Annotated in this window: 20 protein-coding genes and 1 pseudogene; 9 read left to right on the top strand and 12 right to left on the bottom strand. The window is 41.8% G+C overall.

Annotated elements, in window-relative coordinates:
• Positions 1-21: 21 nt before the first annotated feature.
• The 4 genes from CXF83_RS04385 to CXF83_RS04370 all read right to left on the bottom strand — a co-directional run bounded on the left by CXF83_RS04385 (position 22) and on the right by CXF83_RS04370 (position 2,537).
• Positions 22-693 carry a helix-turn-helix transcriptional regulator gene (locus tag CXF83_RS04385; RefSeq protein ID WP_101092445.1) on the bottom strand — a complete coding sequence of 224 codons (672 nt, stop codon included), beginning with the start codon at positions 691-693 and terminating at the stop codon, positions 22-24.
• A gap of 295 nt (positions 694-988) precedes the next feature.
• Positions 989-1,786, bottom strand: coding sequence for a CsgG/HfaB family protein (locus CXF83_RS04380; RefSeq protein ID WP_101092447.1), 798 nt, complete (start codon positions 1,784-1,786; stop codon positions 989-991).
• 3 nt (positions 1,787-1,789) lie between these two features.
• A complete protein-coding gene (locus CXF83_RS04375) occupies positions 1,790-2,176 on the bottom strand; it encodes a curli assembly protein CsgF (RefSeq protein WP_101092449.1) in 387 nt (128 codons plus the stop codon).
• Positions 2,177-2,186: 10 nt separating this feature from the next.
• On the bottom strand, positions 2,187-2,537 hold the full coding sequence (locus CXF83_RS04370; protein ID WP_232775057.1) for a curli production assembly/transport protein CsgE: 351 nt from the start codon (positions 2,535-2,537) through the stop codon (positions 2,187-2,189).
• 1,183 nt (positions 2,538-3,720) lie between these two features.
• On the opposite strand from CXF83_RS04370, the gene CXF83_RS04365 reads away from it, so the two are divergent.
• Both CXF83_RS04365 and CXF83_RS04360 read left to right on the top strand, forming a co-directional pair.
• The gene (locus CXF83_RS04365; protein ID WP_101092453.1) at positions 3,721-5,247 is read left to right on the top strand and encodes a catalase; all 1,527 of its coding nucleotides are present in this window, start codon (positions 3,721-3,723) and stop codon (positions 5,245-5,247) included.
• Between the two features lie 190 nt (positions 5,248-5,437).
• Positions 5,438-5,986: an ankyrin repeat domain-containing protein gene (locus CXF83_RS04360; RefSeq protein WP_101092455.1), complete on the top strand. Its 549-nt coding sequence runs from the start codon at positions 5,438-5,440 to the stop codon at positions 5,984-5,986.
• Positions 5,987-6,102: 116 nt separating this feature from the next.
• On the opposite strand, the pseudogene CXF83_RS22955 reads toward CXF83_RS04360, so the two are convergent.
• Positions 6,103-6,664: pseudogene (locus tag CXF83_RS22955) on the bottom strand (IS6 family transposase); the annotation flags it as partial.
• 164 nt (positions 6,665-6,828) lie between these two features.
• Between CXF83_RS22955 and CXF83_RS04350 the strand changes: the two are divergent.
• The 5 genes from CXF83_RS04350 (at position 6,829) to CXF83_RS04330 (ending at position 10,643) form a co-directional block, all read left to right on the top strand.
• On the top strand, positions 6,829-7,404 hold the full coding sequence (locus CXF83_RS04350) for a YbhB/YbcL family Raf kinase inhibitor-like protein (RefSeq protein ID WP_101092457.1): 576 nt from the start codon (positions 6,829-6,831) through the stop codon (positions 7,402-7,404).
• Between the two features lie 11 nt (positions 7,405-7,415).
• The gene (locus CXF83_RS04345; protein WP_232775028.1) at positions 7,416-8,585 is read left to right on the top strand and encodes a major royal jelly family protein; all 1,170 of its coding nucleotides are present in this window, start codon (positions 7,416-7,418) and stop codon (positions 8,583-8,585) included.
• Between the two features lie 120 nt (positions 8,586-8,705).
• Positions 8,706-9,182, top strand: a complete 477-nt coding sequence (locus CXF83_RS04340) for a VOC family protein (RefSeq protein WP_101092459.1) — start codon at positions 8,706-8,708, stop codon at positions 9,180-9,182.
• Complete coding sequence (locus tag CXF83_RS04335) at positions 9,169-10,164, top strand: glycine betaine ABC transporter substrate-binding protein (protein WP_232775027.1); 996 nt, start codon at positions 9,169-9,171, stop codon at positions 10,162-10,164. The genes CXF83_RS04340 and CXF83_RS04335 overlap by 14 nt, the downstream gene beginning before the upstream one ends.
• Positions 10,161-10,643, top strand: coding sequence for an Atu1372/SO_1960 family protein (locus tag CXF83_RS04330; RefSeq protein WP_101092461.1), 483 nt, complete (start codon positions 10,161-10,163; stop codon positions 10,641-10,643). The genes CXF83_RS04335 and CXF83_RS04330 overlap by 4 nt, the downstream gene beginning before the upstream one ends.
• A gap of 225 nt (positions 10,644-10,868) precedes the next feature.
• Here the strand turns inward: CXF83_RS04330 and ssb are convergent, their stop codons facing one another.
• The 6 genes from ssb to CXF83_RS04300 form a co-directional block, all read right to left on the bottom strand.
• Positions 10,869-11,555: a single-stranded DNA-binding protein gene (gene ssb / locus CXF83_RS04325; protein ID WP_101092463.1), complete on the bottom strand. Its 687-nt coding sequence runs from the start codon at positions 11,553-11,555 to the stop codon at positions 10,869-10,871.
• 369 nt (positions 11,556-11,924) lie between these two features.
• Positions 11,925-12,305, bottom strand: a complete 381-nt coding sequence (locus CXF83_RS04320) for a hypothetical protein (protein ID WP_101092465.1) — start codon at positions 12,303-12,305, stop codon at positions 11,925-11,927.
• Between the two features lie 135 nt (positions 12,306-12,440).
• Complete coding sequence (locus CXF83_RS04315) at positions 12,441-13,148, bottom strand: hypothetical protein (protein ID WP_101092467.1); 708 nt, start codon at positions 13,146-13,148, stop codon at positions 12,441-12,443.
• An 886-nt stretch (positions 13,149-14,034) separates the two neighbouring features.
• Complete coding sequence (locus tag CXF83_RS04310) at positions 14,035-15,183, bottom strand: BamA/TamA family outer membrane protein (protein WP_198553507.1); 1,149 nt, start codon at positions 15,181-15,183, stop codon at positions 14,035-14,037.
• A gap of 56 nt (positions 15,184-15,239) precedes the next feature.
• Positions 15,240-15,590, bottom strand: a complete 351-nt coding sequence (locus CXF83_RS04305; RefSeq protein ID WP_101092468.1) for a hypothetical protein — start codon at positions 15,588-15,590, stop codon at positions 15,240-15,242.
• Between the two features lie 293 nt (positions 15,591-15,883).
• On the bottom strand, positions 15,884-16,072 hold the full coding sequence (locus tag CXF83_RS04300) for a hypothetical protein (protein WP_145991709.1): 189 nt from the start codon (positions 16,070-16,072) through the stop codon (positions 15,884-15,886).
• 504 nt (positions 16,073-16,576) lie between these two features.
• On the opposite strand from CXF83_RS04300, the gene CXF83_RS04295 reads away from it, so the two are divergent.
• Positions 16,577-16,783, top strand: a complete 207-nt coding sequence (locus CXF83_RS04295) for a hypothetical protein (protein WP_101092470.1) — start codon at positions 16,577-16,579, stop codon at positions 16,781-16,783.
• 615 nt (positions 16,784-17,398) lie between these two features.
• Entirely contained in the window at positions 17,399-18,094 is a 696-nt protein-coding gene (locus CXF83_RS04290; protein ID WP_198553505.1) for a hypothetical protein, read from the top strand.
• A 1,560-nt stretch (positions 18,095-19,654) separates the two neighbouring features.
• Here CXF83_RS04290 and CXF83_RS04285 read toward each other — a convergent pair.
• A complete protein-coding gene (locus CXF83_RS04285; RefSeq protein WP_101089431.1) occupies positions 19,655-20,359 on the bottom strand; it encodes a hypothetical protein in 705 nt (234 codons plus the stop codon).
• Between the last annotated feature and the right edge of the window lie 33 nt (positions 20,360-20,392).

Raw genomic sequence — 20,392 nt, 5'->3', positions numbered from 1 at the left:
CCTTTTTTTATACTTGTTATATTAAGAACATAACTCAAATTGGCTTTGATAGGTTTGCGCCCAACGCAATAACTCAACTCGATTACGCGACTGGGTCTTTCTAAATATTGAAGATATATGTGCTTTGACTGTGTGTTCACTTATACATAGTTGATGTGCAATTTCTTTGTTTCGTGCACCACTGGACACTAACTGAATGACGGTTCTTTCTCGGTTGGTCAGCATTTGTAGCATAGCAATCGTATCTTGATCTTGAGCCACCTCGTTATTGCTATCTAAACGTTTCATCAAATGACTAAACATTTCACTCAGTAAACCCCGTTCATACCAAAGCTCATTCGCGACCATTTTTTTAAGCCCTGTCAATAACAGGTCCATGCCTTGATCGGCATATAAAAGGCCTTTTATTCCTAGCAGTAGTGCTGCTTTAGGATCTAAAGAATCCCGTTCTACCTGATACAATGCGATTGGGAACTGCGACACTAATCGAGCTGCGACGATTGGAATGCCTTTGCTATCTAACGCCGTGCCTTTTTGGGCTACCATATAAAAGCGATTACAGTCTTTTGCAACAACTAGGTCAGAAGGCTTTTTGATTACCCTGGTTTTAATACCAATAGAATCCGCTAATATGGCCAAGTGGCAAGGCGCGGCAACTTGGTGGATGAAGACTAGTTCATCTATTTTACTCATTGAGCTCTCTCCCTGAAATGAAATCATCTAACGCTATAGATGAACCACCCATACTTGTCCTTATGAATGAATGCTCTTTATACTCTAGGTTACCCAAGAGAATTTAACATTAATACAACAATTCAGTATTAATAGCTATATAAAAAGACCCTTACAACTGAAAACACCATACAAATACAACTAAACCATACTTACGACTAAACTGCTTCATATCAATAGTTTAACGACATAAAACGCAAAAGATAGCGGTAAAATAAATTTTACCGCTACTGAAAAAACCAAATAAGGAAACACTTTATGAATTGGCTGGAGTAAGCTCTTTAGCGGCTAATGTAGCTGAATTCCAATAACCCATTTCAAGTCCTTTTTCTACCAATTCAGATACCGCTAACTCAATAGCTTGCAAGACACAAAACTGTACGGGTTCATTGGTTGTAAAGCCAATTTCAGCTTCAGCGAGTCTATTTAGGCTCGTAAATCGAATCAGTCCTGCTCGCATTTCCTGAGAAAACACCCGCTTAGTGGTTGATACCGACATCATTACTTTACCCGTATGAACATCGACAGCACGAAGATAGATCGTCACTTGGTCTTCCCTATACATCTCGGATGCACCAATACCATAGTACTCAACTCCCGACCCACCTGTACTGATATTTGTTTCGTAGCTTATAATGCCGCCTTCTAACAACAACCTGGCATTGGTCAGTTGTGGCACATCTTCTTTTTTGGATTTATTAGGTTGTTTCTTGGTGATTTTTCGTTCGGTTAACAGGTTTTGTAACCCTTCTCGTTCCACTGGGGTAAACCACTTAGAGTCCAATAATGTTTGCACCAACATTGATGTCGCTCCCTGCGTTACCGCAGTAGAAAAAGAACTCACGTTTTGCTGTGGTTTATATTGCCCGGTTTGATCCCTAAAGGAATATACCGCGACAGGAATTGGGTACTTTGGGCCTGGTTTTGCCACTAATTGCCGCATCGTTTCACTGGTTGGATTGAGCTGTGCTTCACTGATATTCAACTCAGGCTTGGGAATAAGGCTACAAGCGGATAAGCTGCCGAGTAACAATAGGCTAATTAATAATTTCATCCGTTATCCTCCGTAAGAAGGCATTTCAATCACGGTTACCTCACCTGTCAGTAGATTAGTAATCGTTAACATCACACCACCGCCTATTGAGGCAACTTCAATCCTAAAGTCTCCAGTATCATAAGTACCATCTGTAATTTCCCCACTGGCAACGCCACGAGTAATGGTATTCATGATGTTTCGCTCTAATGACTCTTTAAAGCGAGTGACAAAATCTTTTTCAGCATTTTCTGCAGTATGGTCATTCTGTGCATTGGCTTTATTCAGCAGGTAGGAGCCATTTAATGCTGAACCGCCGAAACTAGGGTTAATCGGGGTATAAACTAATTCGGTGGCTTGAAGAGGGCTTGCTACGAATAAAGTAGCGAGAATTAACATCCTGTTATTCATTGTAATTATCCTAATATCCGTCAGCATTATCAGCAAACTCAGCTGTAATTGCATTTGCTCTAACCTGAGCCAAATAATCAATTGTCAGTAAAATGGCTTGTTCTGCTCGTTCCTTTATCGGGCTAGCTCTGCGTCCAAAGTGAGTTCTGTAAATGGTAACGCCATTAACTTCTAAGCGAAGCAACGTACCAGCCTGAGGGAAAACAGTTTCATAAAGCGTGACATTAAAACCCTGAGTAAACGGCAGATCACGCCAATAACTTGCGTAATAAAAGCCAAAGTCCTTACCAAAGCGAGTTAATGTGCGGTCAATCATGAGACCACTGATTTCAATGTCACTATCTTCAGCCATCGATGGCATCGCGCTACTAATAATCAATAGCAATACCAGTAATATTCCTCGCATATTCAGCACAATCCTTGTTGAATAATCTGCAACCGACTCACCGCTAATTTGATTTGATTCAAATTGAGAACTAGCTGCTCTGCGTCATTTTGTTACCCTAACAGCAATTGGTGATAGTTAATGTCTCAAACAGAACGAATTACCCGTCAAAATGAAGAACCAACACAAAGGAGTAGTACTTTTAGGTAGGGTGCCGATATTAAAATAAGGGGGGTTGAAGCAATAATAAAACCTTCGCTTATAATGGGTTAGTTGTATTTTAGATACCTATTTTGACACTTTTAATTTATATCTGTCTTAGAACGGCAGTTCATGGTAAAAATCAAAATCAGCAACGGAGTGAATGAACCCTAGCGATATAGAGACCAAAACAGCACCACAGTAACTCTAAATTTACACTTACCAAAAAACGTCAATTAACCAGTTGTATGAGCACGGAAATATTCTTAATTTTTATTATCCTGCGCATAAATTGACAGGTTTTATGAAAGCTAATCAGATTTGTTTGTTAAAAGTTTAACTAATAGTGAAGATGATGCATTTACTTGGCTATAAGCGCCTCTAAAGCAAAATAGTAGAAGCTCCCCTCATATAGACGGTGTGGTTTTTTACCTGAAAAAGAGGCTGTTGTTTTCATTGAGGCGAGAAGGATCAATGACCCGTCAAAGAAAATTATGAGATCTATAGTGACGTAAAACGGTTACTTGAATCAGACAACAGAAATCACATACTAAAGTCAGTATATAAAGTTATTAGCATTAAAAAACAATATATTGTGTATTTGGCTGATGTCTGGCTATAGGCTCCGCGTAGAGAGTCTATCCCTTTCTGGTGGTGCTCATACCCCGTTTAACATGACATTAGTCTAAGTCAGTTTCCATATCGGTCAATGTTTTTTGCAAATATCAGTAACTCATTATTGTTAATCAATGGCTTAACCTGTACCCGTTGTCGTTTTTACCACTTTTTGTATTTAGACCTAGAATACTAAAGAGAATTAAAAAATCTAAATGAAATATAGGCCTAATAGATTTTAACAATTCGCTCAATCGATAAAGATCGCTTCTTTTAATCTCTATTTCCGTTCTACACTGATTGCAGGCAGAAAGAGCGTGTGTTGTAGATAATGAGAATCCCAATGGATCTAACAAGAAAAAGCTGTTTAGTACTATCGATGAGTCTGGCATTTAGTGTCCAAGCTGAAACCTTAACCCGTGACAATGGTGCCCCTGTAGGCGATAACCAAAACTCAATCACTGCAGGCAGTAACGGCAGCGTGCTTTTACAGGACGTTCAGTTGATTCAAAAACTACAACGTTTCGCTCGTGAACGTATTCCTGAGCGTGTTGTTCACGCCAGAGGTACTGGTGTGCATGGTGAGTTTGTTGCCAGCGATGACCTTAGTGGACTAACGCAAGCAGCACTTTTTTCTGAAAAAGGAAAAGTAACGCCAGTATTTGTTCGCTTTTCAACGGTTATCCATTCAAAAGGTTCACCGGAAACTTTACGTGATCCTCGTGGATTCGCGACACGCTTCTATTCAGAGCAAGGTAATTGGGATCTCGTTGGTAATAACCTGCCTGTGTTCTTCATCCGTGATGCCATTAAGTTTCCTGACATGGTGCATTCACTAAAGCCGTCACCTATTACGAATATCCAAGACCCTAATCGTTACTTTGATTTCTTCAGCCATGAAGGCACCGCCACCAATATGTTGACCTGGGTTTACACCAATTTAGGCACGCCATCGAGCTACCGTAAAATGGATGGCTGGGGCGTACATGCCTATAAGTTTATTAATGATGATAACCAAGTTAAATACGTGAAGTTTCACTGGAAGAGCCAGCAAGGTGTTGAAGGACTCAGACCGGCAGAAGTCACACAGATGCAAGGTAAAAACTTCAACCACCTAACCGACGATCTGTATAGCGAGATTGGTAAAGGCAATTTTCCTAAATGGGATCTAAAAGTCAAAGTATTAGGCCCAGAAGATCTCAGTACGTTTGATTACAACCCGCTCGATGCAACGAAAATGTGGCTTGATGTGCCTGAAACAACCGTAGGCACAATGACCTTAAACCGTGTTCCGGGTAACTTCTTCCAAGAAACCGAACAGGCCGCGTTTGCTCCTTCCAACTTAATCCCAGGTATCGAGCCATCGGAAGACAAATTGCTGCAAGGGCGTATCTTCTCCTATGCCGATACACAGCTGTATCGTTTAGGCGCCAACTTATCACAGCTGCCGATTAACCAAACACGAGTGAAAGTTGCGAATCACAACCAAGATGGTGCATTGAACTACGGCCACACCACGAGTGACATTAACTATCAGCCAAGTAGTCATTTAGCACTCGCTGAAGATAACCGTTACCGCTCAGGTAATACGCCAGTGTCTGGCACCGTGCAGCAAAAAGTCATTGGTAAGCAAGATAACTTTACTCAAGCAGGGATCTTTTATCGCAGCTTAAGCAAGCAAGATAAGAGTGATTTGATCACCAACTTATCTGGCGACCTTGGTCAAGTAAGAGACAGTAATGTTAAGCATCAGATGTTGAGCTACTTCTACCTCGCTGACCAAGATTTTGGTAAGCGACTCACTAAGGCCGTTAATGGTGATTTAAACGAAGTGAAGCAAAGAGTAGAATATCAGGAAGGCCTAATGTAACAATCAATCGATATTTAATACTAAAGGGCAAGTATTAATACCAATCAGTATAGGAAGTACCCAGTAAGCCCCGCAAGACGTAATTTTGCTCTTTTCTGCCCTGTTTAGAGTGCGTCTTGCGGGCAACCGGAAATCACCAAATAAATATTCAATACCAATGATCGACATCTTTTAATCGAGGGCCAGTTCAATGTTTAGCTCACTGTCACTGAAATCAATGTTTTTTTTACTCTGTGCTAACTTAGGCGCGAGTATTATCACCTCAGCGCTTTATGTCTCTTATTCACTCGCTGCACCACTTGCAGCCGAGCACGCTCACAAAGAAAAGCCTGCTGAGCAAACTATCGAGAAACAGACTCAGTTACTCATGGATTATTACTTTGCCGCTGCCAGAACTGGCGATGTTGAGGTGTTAACTCACTTTATCGAAGCTGGGTTTCCTGTTGATCAACGCAATGGCCAAAGCTATACCGCGCTGATGGTCTCTGCCTATAACGGTCAAGAGTTGGCAACCGCGGCATTACTCGAACAGGGTGCCAATGCTTGCCTGCAGGATAAGCGGGGAAATACTGCGATAATGGGCGCAGTGATCAAAGCAGAGTTTTCAATCATGAAGCAGCTTTACAGCCAGGAGTGTGACACTGAAATGACCAACAAATCTGGCATGTCACTTGAAGACTTTGCCACCTTCTGGGGCCAAAGTGACAAACTAAGAGATGCTGCTTCTGTCTCAAACTGAGGTATCGGCGCTATAATTTGAGGGTACGGGGTCTCACAGGTGCAATTAGGCTGCTAAAAAATTAAATTGTTCCCATGGTGTCATCTTTTCAGTGGTGTCCATTTACCCTTGCTTAATCATGGACCAAAGCTCAACGCCTGCCAATGTTGATTGGCCCTTACCCAAGACTTCCGACCCAAACATTGATGTATTTTGCCTTTCACTTTTCGATGACTTTGCTCGACAATATTATTCAAATATTTAACCGCCAATACCTCGATCATCAACTGCATATGTCCAGATAACCAAAGACGAATATTGACAGTACCTAATGCCGCGGCATTGGCACCACTTTTATCAATGACCACCTTTCAGGTAAGCCGGGCTAGTTGATGGCTTTATTGAAAAATTCCCGGGTGCTAGCTCATCACGAGTTTCACTCAAATAAAAATCAATAATAACGCCGTACTTGTCCACGGTTCGATAATAGTAAACCCACCGACCTTTTACGTTTATGTAGGTGTCGTCCATTCGCTACGAGCCAGAGACTCGACACTTTCTGTTCCTGAATATACCTTCGAGTTTCGGCGCATATTTGATAACCCAACGGTTCAGGTTTGAGTGGTCAAGATGGATATTTCGCTTAGCGAACATCTCCTCAATTCCACGGTAACTTAGTTTGTAGGCCAGATAATAGCGACCTCCCTACATGATGATACCTGATGAGTTGTTACTTATTTGTTGTGATTTTACAAGCATTTATTAGACAATATTTTTTGAAACTCATTCAATCCACATGCTATTTATCAAAATATTTTAATTGCTATGCTAAGTCTCTAACAAACTATGAGTGTAAACATAACATGAAATTAACCCGCCTATCTTGTTCCAATAGTATCCTTTTGGTTACTGTTATTTTGGCCGCCAGCATTAATAATGTTATGGCTGATAACAGTACCAAGAGTTTTAATTTAAAAAGCAGCTTGAGTAATAATTCAACTATTCCGCCTAAGTATTATTGGAACCAATTTGGCTGTTCGGGCGAAAATCTCGCTCCAAGTTTAACTTGGCAAAATGCGCCAGCTGGCACCAAAAGCTTTGCCGTCACCTTTTATGACAAAGATGCACCGACAGGCAGTGGTTTTTGGCATCGGGTGGTGTATGACATTCCAGCACAAGTATCCACGCTTCCTGGTGGCGTAGACGGTGGAGAATTACCCAGTAGTGCCGTTGAAGCGAATACCGATTTGGGTAAGCCTGGCTTTATTGGACCTTGCCCGCCGGAGGGGCGTCAACACCACTATGTGTGGACTGTCCATGCTTTGGATGTGGCGCAGTTACCTATAGACAAGGGCGCAACGCCTGCTTTGGTGGGATTTTATCTTTGGCAGCATAGGCTAGCCGATGCAAGCTTAACCTTGTTAGCTGGCCCACGTTAAGGAGAATAAAGATGATAAAATTTTCCGATTTAATGGTATCCCCTATACGATCAAAAACATTGGTGTTATTGATAACCAGCCTGTTGAGCTGTCACACATTGGCAGTAACAAGGACAGCGCCGCTGGCAAAAATGGAAGTTTTTGCCGAACTAGATGGGGCCGTAGGCGGCATTACCTTCACATCGACTGACAGATTGATTTTCAGTTATCACCCTTTTTATCAACCTAAGACTAAGGTTTCTGAGCTTTTAGCTGATGGCAGCAGCAAGCCCTTTCCCAATTCAGATTGGCAACAATGCCATGACCTACAGGGTAAAGCCAAAGATCCTGATACTTGCCTTAATTGGGTTTTGGGTTTGCGAACTGATGATCAAGATAGAGTCTGGCTATTGGACTCTGGTCAGCAGACACCACGCATTGAACCTAAATTAGTAGCGTGGGATACCAAGAAAAATCAATTAGACCGCATTATTCACTTGCCAGCGCCGGTCTCGCTTGCAGAATCACAGCATAATGACTTTGTTATTTCATCAAGGCATCAAACAATAGTGATTGCCGATGAAGGCATTGCCACCGGCCCCATAGGTGATAAAGCCGCATTGGTAGTCGTAGACTTAAACACTGGTATTAGCCGTCGCCTACTACAGGGGGATAACAGTGTAATGCCTGATTTGCAACGGCCACTTATTATCGACAAGGACTCAAAAAACCGTAAGCAGATTGAAGTCTATGTGGGTGCCGATGGTATTGCTTTAGATAAAACACAAACATGGCTCTACTTTGCCCCCATGAATAAAGACAAAATCTACCGCGTGCAAATGACGGATTTAATCAATCCTTCGCTTACACCTGCGGCACTCTCAGCCAAAGTGGAGACCTATGCCAACAAACCTAATAACGGCGGCTTAAGTATCGATGAAGCCAATAATTTGTACCTGACGGAAGTGGGTGAACGAACCATTGGAGTGATACCCGCTGAGTCTCGTCAGTACCGTACTTATGTGCATGATGAACGTATGGTGTGGCCCGACGGCGTGAGTTATGGCAAGCAAGGTTATTTGTACTCAGGCGCCGCACAATTACCGCTCTCAGCGCCTTTCAATAATGGCAAAGCTGAAAACAGTCCACCTTATTACATTTTCCGTTTCAAGCCTTTGGCTGCGGGCGTTCGCGGGAATTAATCTTATCGGCTTACGCCAAGTACTGAGCTTAATTGAATTTACTCACGTAATTCGTTTGAGTTGAAACCGTTTGGCTCCGCACTTGGCAATGCTGAGTCAATACTGCCAGAGGATAACAATATGAACATAATTGGATTAGACCACTTTACTATCAGAACCCCAAAACTGGTTGAGACGCTTGCATTTTATCAAGTCATTCTGGACTTGAAACTAGGTTGGCGGCCACAGTTTGGTTTTCCTGGCCATTGGCTCTATGCCTCGGATAAACCCATCTTGCATTTAGTGGCTGCGGGCGATCAAGCGCTACAGGTTTATTTAGGGGAGAGTAGCAACCTCTATGGTTCTGGGCGTGTTGATCATTTGTCGTTTCGCGGCACAGATTTACACCAGATGCAGCAACATTTATGTCAGCAAGGGATGACTTTTCAGGAACGAATCGTGCCCGAAATTGGTGAACATCAGTTGTTCCTCGAAGATCCGAATGGCATCAAAGTAGAGGTGATTTTTCCCTATGCAAAGCACAACACCATCGTAGGGATTGCGATGGACAGACTCACCATTTTAGATACTAAGGAGATTGAGCATGCCAAAGATTGATTCTTTTAGGCGACAATTATTACAAACGCTGGGGCTGGGAAGCTTGGCATCTTTAGGGTTATTTCACCGAGGCGCAATGGGCATGAGTTCACAGAATGAGAGTACAAGCCTGAATAGCAAAAGTGCACAGGGTGAGCAGGTTATTCGCATGGGAGTGACGGACTTGAGTTTCCACCGCGTTACCGCGGCTGTAGTGGCTCAGGTAATAAGAGTTATGGGTAAAGAGGTACAACGAAGCTATGCACTGCATGAGGCTAATTTTGATCGGCTAGGTGAAGGCAAAGTGGATATGGTTTGTTCTGCATGGCTACCTCATAGCCATGGGATTTATCGACAACACGTTGAAGAGCGAGTACCTACGCAGCAACTCGGGCTGCATTATGAGCCCTATGCGCTCTGGGGTGTACCCGACTATGTGCCTGCAGAATTAGTGTCGAGCATTGAGGATTTACTCAAACCTGAAGTCCAGCAACGTATGCGGCCGACAATTCAAGGGATTGGTGAAGGCGCGGGAATTACACGCTTTTCTAAAAATATCATGGTGCAATATGGATTAACCGCGGCGGGTTATCAATTTAAAACTGGCACTCAGGCTGATTGTGTCGCGGCCTTTGAATCTGCAGCAGCGGTGAATGATTGGGTGATTGTTCCTCTGTGGCACCCTCAGTTTTTACATCACCAATACCGTATTCGTGAGCTTCAGGATCCAAGAGGTTTGCTCGGTGGTAAAGATAAAGCAGTGTTGCTTGCCCGTAAGGTGGAGCTAACGCGTAATTTCTCGCCGGAACAAATTAAGGTACTCGATAATATAGTAATGTCGAATCAAATTGTTGCAGAGCTCGATTATGCGGTTAATCGACAAGGGATGACAGAAGATGAGGCTGCAGCGAACTGGCTGATGACCAATCCTCAGCATTTGACAACTTGGTTAGCACCGCTCCTTGATCCAACGAAGACCTTGTCACACCAGGCGACATTATGATGATCACTCCTGAATCGCGGTTAATGACCGCAGGGGTTACATTACCTCAAGTCGCTAGGGGACTAGGGAATTACGAGCCCTATTCAATCGTCGGCAACCAGTTAATGACCTCGGGGCAGTTTCCCTATTTAAAGGGCATGCTTCAGTATCAAGGACAATTGGGAGCAGAGCATACCGTGAGTGAGGGATATGCTGCATGTCGTCTTGCAACTCTCAATGCCATTGCGCAATTAAAACAGGCTTGTGGTGAGCTTACGCGGATAAAACAAATTTACCGTTTGGAGGGTGTGTTGAATGTCCATGAATCTTGCTTTGAACATCCAAAAGCGCTTGATGGAGCTTCGGATCTTCTACTTGAAATATTTGGTGAAGCTGGGCGTCACAGCCGTATGATTTGGACAAATCCTGTTATGCCGCTTAACAGTTTGTGTTTAGTATATTTATTTGCCGAACTCTATCCTGATGACGAGCAAAAGTAATAAACGGTGTCTTAAGTCCAAGAGCGGAGTTTACCTCATTTGATGAGGCTAATAAGGCAATCGGGCATTACATAACCACTCCTTTTCTGACACGATTTTTAACCGCTAGTCTAATATAGGACATATTTAAACAAACGAAAGTGTCAGAAAAAGAAAAACCCAGTCATTAGACTGGGTTTAAATGTATTTTACAGCTTATTCTTACATTACTGTAATTACAGGGATCTAGAACGGGATATCGTCATCCCAACCATCATCCAAATCTGGAGTCACGTTTTGCTGTGGCTGTGGAGCAGGACGCTGCTGAGGTGCAGCTGGTGCAGCTTGAGGCTTAGGTGCATAACCACCTTGCTGTGGCGCTTGGTAACCGCCTTGTGCTGGTGCTTGTTGCTGTTGTGGTTGCTGGTAACCGCCTTGTGCAGGAGCTTCCTGAGGCTTAGGTGCATAACCACCTTGCTGAGGAGCTGCTTGCTGTGGCTTAGGTGCATAACCACCCTGTTGAGGTGCTTGCTGTTGTGGCTGCTGGTATCCGCCTTGTGCTGGTGCACCAGGAGCTTGACCTTGACCACGACCGCCTAACATTTGCATTTGACCGCCTTGATCGACAACCACTTCAGTGCTGTAACGATCTTGACCACTTTGGTCTTTCCACTTACGCGTCTGTAGCTTGCCTTCAAGATACACTTGAGAACCTTTACGCAAGTATTCACCCGTGATTTCAGCCAATTTGCCAAACATCACTACGCGGTGCCATTCTGTGCGCTCTTGCTTTTGACCTTGTGGGTCTTTCCAAGATTCACTTGTCGCCACGGTAATGTTGGCTACGGCATTGCCGTTCGGCATGTAACGAACTTCAGGATCTTGTCCTAAATTACCTACCAAAATTACTTTATTGACACCACGACTGGCCATTGAAATCTCCTGCTAAATTTATAAATTTTTACTAATCGACAGAGCGTAACACAGCTCTGGCTTCTCTCAAATCGAAATGCTCATCTACTTTTAAATAAGCGACTTTCGACACAAAGTGAGTTGACTATAAACGATGAAGATAAGAAGTAACTAAATGGCGAATTTTAAACAGGTTAAGGAACTTAAACTCTGTCATTAGCAGCTACTTCCCTCAAGATTATCAAATAATATCGACTAAATATCATAGACCACAAAATGATCTGCTTTAGATCTCCTATCACTCAGAGAAAGCTAATGAGTACAGCAGACAGTAAAAAGCCCGAGTCATAACACTCAGGCTTGTAGATATTACCAATTTAAGTTTGGCTATCAACGTTTACAGTCCTTTTGATCTTTGAGTGCAAATGGGTTCTCTATACATAGATTATGAGCCTGCTGCATATATTCACGCTGCACCGCCTCTTTCTTCGATTGAACTTCCTTCTGCTTATGGTAAAGCGCCAAACGCTCATCCAATTCAATCTCCACTCTTTCTGACAATGCCACCTGACACTCAAAGTCAGTACTAGCACAAGCTATCTCTGCATTAGCAGAGCTGGCCAGTACAAAACTAAGCATGATGACTGGCAATCCAATAGCAAGTGCATTTGCGATTTTAGATTTACGTTGACTATAAAGTGGTAACTTCGGCAGTAAAACTGAGCGCGAAGCAATTGCTTTATAATTAACAGAGTATCCTGTTGATTCCATGATGTTCCCTTAATTCGGTTTAACGTTATAAAAAGATGGTAAGTTATTGGTGGCAACTCATTAAAGTGACTCTCGATGCTTTCCCTTGTATAGAATTTAGAGCATCGAGGTACCATTAACTAAGAGCTGTTGCGATTAAAACTTGTACGTTAGACCAATAACTGTTTTAGTTTCCCACTCACCTTTCAAACTATCTGATGATGGTACTGCTACTAATTTAGGCTCCGCTGTATCAGCGCGGCCCGCTTTTAAGTACACATTGAAATTGTCTGACACTTGGTAACCAGCGACGGCGAACACTTCACGTTTCTCATCTTTGAAGCCTTCAAAGCGATCTTGAGTGAAGGAAGCTTCAACACCGGCACTTAGGCCATTGTCAAAGATGTAGCCAGTACCAATTTCGCCACGGTATTCTTTAACAGTGCTATTGGTAAAAATTTCTGCCCCTGCAGGCGTATAACCCGAGAGTTCAGGTGTTGGACCTTGAAGCTTAAGACGGTCTTTGCGCATTGCACGACCTTCGACATAGGCGTAGAAATTGTCAAAGTTAGTTTGTACCTTGATACCGCCACCTAATCCGCCTTTATCAAAGCCTTCACGCTTACCATCTTCTAGGTTACGTTCGCCAGAGTATGCCGTTTCAGCAGCAAAGAATGGGATAACCGATACTGCTCCAAAGTTGAAGTCGTAACCTAGTTGAGTTTCAACATTAGTGTGCTTATCTTGTGTAGTGAATTCTGCTTCGACTTTACCTGTGAAGCCGTTGAGTACTTCTGTATTTGCACTTGCTGTGCCTACAGATAGCGCGAGTAGTGTTGCGATAACGATTGCTGACTTTTTCATAATGTTCATCCTCATAGATTTGATTTTTAAGTTATTTAGCAAATCGAATTATTTCGTAAGCTTGCTAAGTGAGGCTATTTTCACATTGATAAGCGAATTCATTAAACCAATTACTATATGCATATCGAATAGGTTGGGTGATTGAATGATTAAAGTAGTCAGCTCTGATTCAGATTGAATCTGATGCTTGCTATGTCAATGAAGCTAAACCGATGAAATAGCTAATATGGCAATAGAACATCCGACATTTTTTACAGAAGGGAATATGAATCAAGACTGATTTAAGCAGTCTTACTCAATATTATTGAGTGTCTACTCGCGCTTAGGCTGCCAATTAAAAATTGACGTGAGCGGTGAATATAGGAGTGACAGGCTACATAGCTTTCCAGCTTAAAAAAGTACATTTCATCAGCACTAATTTGGCCAAATAACCTCTAATACCATCTTTATAAAACCCACAGCTATCATTGGCGACGATTGCGGTTTTGGCCCTCATTTTGAAGGCCAAAAAGGGCCAACAGAGTGGCCCTTTTATCTGACTGAAATATGAATCCCTAGATCCATTCAAGTGTTAGCGATAGTGCGGACTCTATTGCTGCAGCTTGATTTTGTGCTCAACGAGAGTAGCCAGAGCTCCTGTTAAAACTGCAACTCTCACTTATTGTATTAGCACGCTAAAGGAAGAGGCTTAAAGAACTCCCGAGTCCGCTGTAGTATGACGAAGAATAAGCCGTTATTCCAAATCACTCCTTTAAGCTTACATACTGAAGCGTTTTAGATTATTAGTCTGTGTCTAATCACTTTGTACTCAAGCATGATTACTTGAGGATTCTTATGCGGAAAAGGAGCAACAAAGCTCCTTCTCGAATAAAAAGTTAGCAGGCAACTACCAAGCCCCACCAAACTGCAAATACATGGTCCACTCTTCTGGCCCTTTGGCAATATCTATACCGGTTCTTAAACCAAGTTGGCGTGCTAGCAGATATCTAAAGCCAGCTCCTTGAGCATTTTGCCATTCAGCCTGATTAAAACTTTGATCGTTATTAACCGCTTTACCGGTGCCAGCAAAGCCGAGTATTGTCCATCGATCATCGATGTCATAGCTAACTTCAACTTCAGCAAGCGCGGTATTGTCAGCTTGATAGCGCATTGCCGCCATGCCGCGCATATCAATAAAGGGCTTAGCGTAAAATGGTGCACCGTCTGTGGTTGATTTAGCATCAAGTCGCATAGCAACGCCCCACTTTGGTGCCACTCGATGATAGGTCTGAACAAATGCATGATAATCCTGATAGTCAAAGTCACCACCAACACCTTTGCCATGCATATTGGCTTTGAGACCCGCTTTGGTTCCTGTCCTAGCTGAGAATTGGTTATCACGACTATCGTATGTGACCTTAAGGCCTACGTGTGCGTCATTACTGTCCAGTGCGAGAGGATCGACGCCAGGCAGCATCGAAGACATATCAAAAGATGCTTCTGAATTCATATTGACGTAATCGGCACCAAGAAAGAAGTTACTGCCCGCTATTCTAAAATCGATATCTTGAAAGAAGTACAAGCCCTTTATATTAAAGTTGTTGGCTTGACCTGATGTTTCACCATAGTATTTCAAGTTAAACTCAGCACCAAATATACCGCCTAAGTAACGTATATTGTCGTCTTGCCAGTTTCCGGAGTGGAACACACCAGCAAGTTTACTGCCGTTACTCGTCGCTGCACCAACAACACCCGTGACACTGGGTGGAATATTAGTGACTTCATCGGGATATAGTTCTCGCTTAGCCTTCTGCTCATCAGTTTCATGAAAGAACAACAACGCAGCACCACCGCCCGTCCCTACTGCCGGCTCTGTAATAATCAGTGGAATAGGCATAAAGCCTGCTGAGTTATCCAAGATCCACTGACTTGCATCTATACGCCCATCTTTAGGATCGGTAAAACCATCCATAAAGCTTGCAGAGGCAAGACTAGGCAACATCATTAGCGATATCGCGGCTGCAGTTAAAGCGGGTTTAATACTACGATTGTTCATGTTGACTCCCCCAAGGAATACACGCGCAGAGATCACTCGGCGCGTAAATTTGACTATTAGTCGTTAAAGATTATGTCATCGGTAATGGCATCTTCAATTGCCATATCATCAAGCTCATCCATGATTAGGCCATCCTCGAGATCTCGCATGTCTCGCTGACAGCGGTCACGCTTGATCTCTCCTTCAATAAGCCCGTCAAGTGCACCAACGGCAGCACCAATTTGTGCTCCACGCATAGCCCCGCCTCTACCATCAGCTATTGCACCCAAGCCGGTGCCAACGAGACCACCTTCTAAAGCGCCACCGACCATCTCTCCCAACGTATCGTCGCAGTAATCTGCATATGAGCTAGTCGCTACGCAAGTAAGTGCAAGAGTGGCTGTCAGTAATAGATTTTTAAGTTTCATAGTCGTACCTCATGTAGTTAGTGTGTAAATCTTGAGGCTATTTTACTCAGCAACAGCCAATACAAGGAGTTGGTTACCATTCGAAAATCGAATGGTTTATTTTGAGTTGATAAAACCATAAAGGGATAAGCACACTTGCATTGTTGTGAGCTATTTATATGAGTGCTGTATTTGTCATAACATTTTTATGAATAAGTATTATTGAGAGAGCTTAGAGATAAGAGGCCTAGTTGAAGCTAAGCCTGCTTTGAAAAGAAAAATGAGCAGCATATAGAGCAAAGGATAATCAATAGCTATAACATCACTTCTGCTGAAATAATCTTAAAGCCCTTCAAGTCCTCGCTTACTGCGCGGCGTGTAACTTGTACTTTAGCGCCTTGAAGCGTTCTATCATTGACAAAAACTTTGTCTGTTAGACGCTCGCTGGTGTGCTTATTCTTGTGCTGATAATTAAAACTGTATCGCACTAGATAAATCATCAAGGGTTCTCCCATCTTAATAAGTAAGGCTTCTCAGTACTGCCTATTTTGAGAAGCGGCCTAACCCCAAGTCATGATGTTTGCTAAACCTTGCCCTGCCAACCTTCTTCATTTAACACACCTATTCTCTGTTAGATGTGGCTTAAATAAGCTGAAACTCGCTGTAAAGAGATCTAAATTCATGCAACAGCTAATTCCATCAGCAGACAATCCAACGGGTATTAACACCACCTGCTTTATACCAGTACAAAATAGGAAGACTAAAGACGCTAGCATCTAATGAACTCTATCTAATTGTTTAAATTTAACAAACCTTAGTTGGGATCTCTTCTTACCTTATCGGAGTTAGCAAACTTTCCTAAGTTAGTAACTATTGGTGAAACGAATACATAAAAGCTTGATTGAGCTAGTCCTCAAGATGCTATTCGTTATTCGAATACAATGTAGTTATTGGTATAAGTGTTTTGATTGGATAATAGCCGCAGACAAACATTGAGGAGCAATAAAATGTCAAGTAAACACTTAAGTTCACTATTAAATAATGTTCTGCAACAGCAGCAAAATCCAAATAACAAAACAGATAAGACAAACATGCTAGATAAGGCGGTAATTTTCATTACAACTGTCTCTTTATTGTCCTTTTTTGTTATTTATGAAACGATGCTAGATGAACAACTTCATATCCAAACATTGCTAGAGAATTTTTTATTGTAGTACCTCTAACTACAATGTATGTTCAAAGTTCAATTCACCTGAGTTCCATTAACGACAAAGTTCCATTAACGACAAAGTTCCATTAACGACAAAGTTCCATTAACGACAAAGTTCGACAAAGAATATATGGCTAAATATGTAAAAATATAGTCAGGCGAAAACTTAACAACACAAGTTGATTATTAAATTCCCACAATCTAATTCTGACATCACTCTAATGCTAATTCAGCTAAAAATAGTAGTACCTATCAAACTATTAACCTGCGATTTGAAAAATATTATCTAGCTCTAAATACACCCTGCGTTAATTACTCACCTTATGACATCAAAAACAAACAACCTAAAAATGTAATTAATCTCTAACTATTAGTTAAACTAAGTGCTTAACCTCTCCTACTCTACAAATAAAATACTTCATGAGTTATAAATTAAACACTCCGTGAATACATGGCCAAAAGATTAAATTCTACGAACAACAATATAACCTAATGACTATTTAAGACCTCAACATTACAAAGTATTCGATTTAGCAATAATACCTAACTTAATCTATTTCTTACCTTCTGGGATACTGGCGTCAGTTAATTATAACAACCTAATCCCAGAGGAATGACCATGAAAACACTTAATTCAAAACTGACAGCAACAGTCGCAGCACTATCTATCGCTACCTTATTCTCATTTAACGCTATGGCAGCTGAGCCTGAAGCAGAGGTGAATTATGGTGACCCTACCGCGAGTTTCTCTACTGTTGGTATTTCAGCAAGTAAAGATACCACCCAACTAAATGGCATGATGGGATTCGGCAGCAATATTTTCTCATTGGATCTTGCAGCTGATAACAAAACCGGAGAGATGAATGGTCGTGGGCGCTACTTCCATGTCACCGATGGCCTTGGATATTCAATAGATGTACTGGCTGATGCCAACTCTCAAACAGTACTTGGTGGACTTATCTATAAGTTCCAGGTCTCTGATAATATCTCAATTTTCCCGATGTTGAGTGGTGGTGCAACACAAGTTAAACGTCCAATGGAAGATAACAAGTACGACCGCTCAGGTATTGCACAAGCAGGCGTGTATGCCATGTATGGATTTGATGCTGGTCACTGGCTGTACGCTAACCCCAAAACGACTTATCACTTAAAAAACAAAGAGTTTATCAACCAAATAGAGGTCGGTGGTGGCTTTATGGTTACAAATAACATCTCTGTGGGTGCCAAAGTTGAATATACTGCTGAGCACAAAAATCAGTTTGGTAGCATGAAAGCGGATACTGTGACTTGGTTCCAAGCAAACTACTACTTCTAAAGCTAAGGCTCTATTATTCATAATAAAAACACCGCTAATTAATATAGCGGTGTTTTACATATTATAGATAACCATTCTAGTTACTACCGACTCTCTCTTTGTCGATTGCTATAAGCTCCGCTCTAACAAAATACTATCTTAGTAATAATCAATTCATCCGACATTTTCGCCATCGCTCACTAATGCCAATGCTGTAGAGTGGCGTTACCATTGTGAGTGTCGTTGCTACACATCAGTGACACTCACTAACTTGTCTACTGAAATACTCTATGGCTAATAAATGGGTATTGCTTATAGCTACCGACAAGGTGCAATTTATTGTCACATCACCGGTGAAACTTGATCACAAAATACCTAACAGAATATTTCATTAACCACATCGACAGTATGCCCTTATTGGTCGCGATGAGACTAATAGGCAGCTCTCAAGCTAGAGTTCAAAACTTCCATAGGATAACGCGGTATCTCCCCTGCATCACCGAATTAAAACCTGTTGATAGCTCTATACAAGAGAGGCTTGCCAGTAACGCCATCAACCACAATATTGGGAACGGGCAACGAAAAAGGAGTAATAAATATAGCTCGCGAAATAGCATCTTCAAAGGGTGGGCTGATTAATGCCGTTAAGCACGAAAGGATCCAGAGTCGAACTTGTAGGCTCATTTTATTTAAAAAATGAATTAGATCTATTACCCAGCGAGTTCATTCGCTAATAAATACAATCATCAATCACTATTCAAGTTTCCCAATCATGACTAGTCATAGACTTTCACGCGTTGAGCGAGTCTAAGTATAATTAGGGATATCTTTGCGAGCCTTGCAGCGGCTTCTATATAGATTATATTAGCCTTGATAGTTATGACGTTTAAATTTTATTTAAACGCTAGGGTGCCAATTTCCTCTCTGGTGGCGTCAAGCGCACTTTGACCTGCCATCCAATATTTTGCGTGAAAAATGCTATTGCGCCCAATAGCCAAACGATTGGGAGCTTAGATAAATGGCTAAGCTAATAGATTAAGGAGCAGTAACGACGTAAGTGATAGCGTCCTCTGGCCCGCCAAAAGAAGCTTTTATCGTGATTGGCTTACCGACTTTTTGGGCCGTTGCAGCAATCGTTATTTGAGGAATACTAAATTTTAAAATGCTTGTATTACCTAATGACCAAGTTGCTTCATTTGACACTAACCTAGATGAAATATCGCTATATTTAGTGGTTGCAACAAAAAGTCCTCTCTTTTTAATAACGCCAGTTTTATTAGCAAATTAATAACGAGTGATATCGACAGCTACTGATCTTAACGTAATTATTACTGGCGACTTTGGCTTTGAAGAACCGCTTGAACCGCCACAACGGATTCACATTAACAAGTAATTAATTTTGTCGAGCAGGTCATTTTATACCTTCTAGAAGTGGATTATAGATTCTAATCACTTTAGCTAAAAAATAATTTCTGTTAACGTTCCCCAACCTTTTATTAGATTATTAGCAGATAATTTCAAGATAATTAAGGGAACGTTTTTATATTGACCACTATTGGTAACCCAGGCTATTAAAGCTCATTAAATAACGCAAGAAATTGAAAATGATCTTCTGTCTGCGCGAATATCTGCCATTGTGTCATTTGCAAAATCTTTTGCTTGACGACTATTTGAAACATCAGGATCTAATTCAATCAAACGTTCAAAAGCTAATTGAGCCTTGGCATCATTATGTTCGTCTACAGCAATCAATGCCTTCAACCACACGCTGGCTAATTTAGCACTTGCTACACTGCTATTTTCGGCCGCTGAAGCATACACTCTAGCTTTTACATGATGACAATCTCTTAAGGCCAAAATACCATCAACATTGTCTTTCCCATACGCTCTTTCAAGAAGCGGAACGTCATCTAACAAGGCATTGTTTGCGGTCATTGTAGTGCGTAACTTCATTTTATCTTCACTACGCTGTTGCACTTTATCAAGTTCAAGACGCTCTTGTTCAATTCGAAGTTTTTGTTGTGATTCACTTTTGGCAATCACATTGGCTTTTATAGCTTCTTGTTCTTGCGCCTTGGCGCCACCAACGAGTGCACCGCCGACTCCGCCAACGGCTGCACTTACAATAATATCTTCGGTATCACCACCTAGAATAAGTGAGGTAAAGGCTCCTAAAGTAGCACCTGTTTGTGCACTTTTACCTACTTGTGTACTAGGAGATGCGCAAGCCGTCATACCGACCGCGACGGCTAATAGCAGCATTTTATTTTTCCAGTTTGCGTTCATTTTGGTTCTCACCCTTTCAGTTTATTAAGGTTT

It is taken from the genome of Shewanella sp. Choline-02u-19 (assembly GCF_002836205.1).
Classification (GTDB): Bacteria; Pseudomonadota; Gammaproteobacteria; order Enterobacterales; family Shewanellaceae; genus Shewanella.
The sequence above is the reverse complement of the archived record's forward strand: the minus strand, read 5'-3'. Positions and strand labels throughout refer to the sequence as shown.

What these genes read in the sequence shown, in the direction of transcription:
- CXF83_RS04290 (WP_198553505.1), top strand. Translation starts at nt 17,399, where the DNA reads ATGAAAACACTTAATTCAAAACTGACAGCAACAGTCGCAGCACTATCT.
- CXF83_RS04315 (WP_101092467.1), bottom strand. Translation starts at nt 13,148, where the DNA reads ATGAAAAAGTCAGCAATCGTTATCGCAACACTACTCGCGCTATCTGTA.
- CXF83_RS04365 (WP_101092453.1), top strand. Translation starts at nt 3,721, where the DNA reads ATGGATCTAACAAGAAAAAGCTGTTTAGTACTATCGATGAGTCTGGCA.
- CXF83_RS04385 (WP_101092445.1), bottom strand. Translation starts at nt 693, where the DNA reads ATGAGTAAAATAGATGAACTAGTCTTCATCCACCAAGTTGCCGCGCCT.
- CXF83_RS04320 (WP_101092465.1), bottom strand. Translation starts at nt 12,305, where the DNA reads ATGGAATCAACAGGATACTCTGTTAATTATAAAGCAATTGCTTCGCGC.
- CXF83_RS04345 (WP_232775028.1), top strand. Translation starts at nt 7,416, where the DNA reads ATGATAAAATTTTCCGATTTAATGGTATCCCCTATACGATCAAAAACA.
- ssb (WP_101092463.1), bottom strand. Translation starts at nt 11,555, where the DNA reads ATGGCCAGTCGTGGTGTCAATAAAGTAATTTTGGTAGGTAATTTAGGA.
- CXF83_RS04305 (WP_101092468.1), bottom strand. Translation starts at nt 15,590, where the DNA reads ATGAAACTTAAAAATCTATTACTGACAGCCACTCTTGCACTTACTTGC.
- CXF83_RS04380 (WP_101092447.1), bottom strand. Translation starts at nt 1,786, where the DNA reads ATGAAATTATTAATTAGCCTATTGTTACTCGGCAGCTTATCCGCTTGT.
- CXF83_RS04340 (WP_101092459.1), top strand. Translation starts at nt 8,706, where the DNA reads ATGAACATAATTGGATTAGACCACTTTACTATCAGAACCCCAAAACTG.
- CXF83_RS04295 (WP_101092470.1), top strand. Translation starts at nt 16,577, where the DNA reads ATGTCAAGTAAACACTTAAGTTCACTATTAAATAATGTTCTGCAACAG.
- CXF83_RS04335 (WP_232775027.1), top strand. Translation starts at nt 9,169, where the DNA reads ATGCCAAAGATTGATTCTTTTAGGCGACAATTATTACAAACGCTGGGG.
- CXF83_RS04310 (WP_198553507.1), bottom strand. Translation starts at nt 15,183, where the DNA reads ATGAACAATCGTAGTATTAAACCCGCTTTAACTGCAGCCGCGATATCG.
- CXF83_RS04370 (WP_232775057.1), bottom strand. Translation starts at nt 2,537, where the DNA reads ATGCCATCGATGGCTGAAGATAGTGACATTGAAATCAGTGGTCTCATG.
- CXF83_RS04285 (WP_101089431.1), bottom strand. Translation starts at nt 20,359, where the DNA reads ATGAACGCAAACTGGAAAAATAAAATGCTGCTATTAGCCGTCGCGGTC.
- CXF83_RS04350 (WP_101092457.1), top strand. Translation starts at nt 6,829, where the DNA reads ATGAAATTAACCCGCCTATCTTGTTCCAATAGTATCCTTTTGGTTACT.
- CXF83_RS04330 (WP_101092461.1), top strand. Translation starts at nt 10,161, where the DNA reads ATGATGATCACTCCTGAATCGCGGTTAATGACCGCAGGGGTTACATTA.
- CXF83_RS04375 (WP_101092449.1), bottom strand. Translation starts at nt 2,176, where the DNA reads ATGAATAACAGGATGTTAATTCTCGCTACTTTATTCGTAGCAAGCCCT.
- CXF83_RS04360 (WP_101092455.1), top strand. Translation starts at nt 5,438, where the DNA reads ATGTTTAGCTCACTGTCACTGAAATCAATGTTTTTTTTACTCTGTGCT.